The sequence below is a fragment of the Pseudoxanthomonas composti genome (assembly GCF_004122095.1).
Taxonomy (GTDB): Bacteria; Pseudomonadota; Gammaproteobacteria; order Xanthomonadales; family Xanthomonadaceae; genus Pseudoxanthomonas_A; species Pseudoxanthomonas_A composti.
On sequence record NZ_SAWZ01000025.1, the window covers coordinates 1 to 594 of the forward strand.

General features: G+C 68.4%; 1 pseudogene. It reads right to left on the minus strand.

The window, feature by feature from the left end:
- Nucleotides 1-576 (minus strand): annotated as a pseudogene (locus EPA99_RS18625) (methyl-accepting chemotaxis protein); the annotation flags it as partial.
- Nucleotides 577-594: the final 18 nt, after the last annotated feature.

Genomic DNA, 594 nt, shown 5'->3' on the forward strand with positions numbered 1-594 from the left:
CTTGACCGTGGAGGTCAGCTCTTCCATCGAGGCGGCGGTCTCTTCCAGGTTGGCCGCCTGCTGCTCGGTACGGCGCGAGAGGTCGTCGTTGCCCGAGACGATCTCGCCGGAGGAGGCGTTGATGGACACCGAGGCCTCCTTGATCTGGCGGACGATCTCGCCCAGGCGCTCGCTGGTGGCATTGGCGTCCTGCTTCATCTCACCGAACACGCCATGCAGATCGGCCTCGATGCGGCTGGACAGGTCGCCGGCGGCCAGGGCGCGCAGCATGCGCTGGATATGGCCCAGGCCTTCGCCGGCGGTGCTCATCAGGCTGTTGAGCTGCTCGGCCAGGCCGCGGAAGAAGCCGTCCTTGCCCTCCAGCGATACCCGGCCGGACAGATCGCCGGCCGCGGCATTGCGCACCAGATCGCCGATCTCCTGCTCCACGCTCACTTCCAGGGTACGGTCGGCCCACTCCACCACGAAGCCCTGGCGCTCGCCCTGGGCATTGACGATGGGGCTGATGATCAGGCGCATGATGCGCCCGCCCACGGTGATCTGCGCGCGGTGGGTGGTGCGCAGCTCGGCCAGCATCCTGGCCTGGTGCTCGGG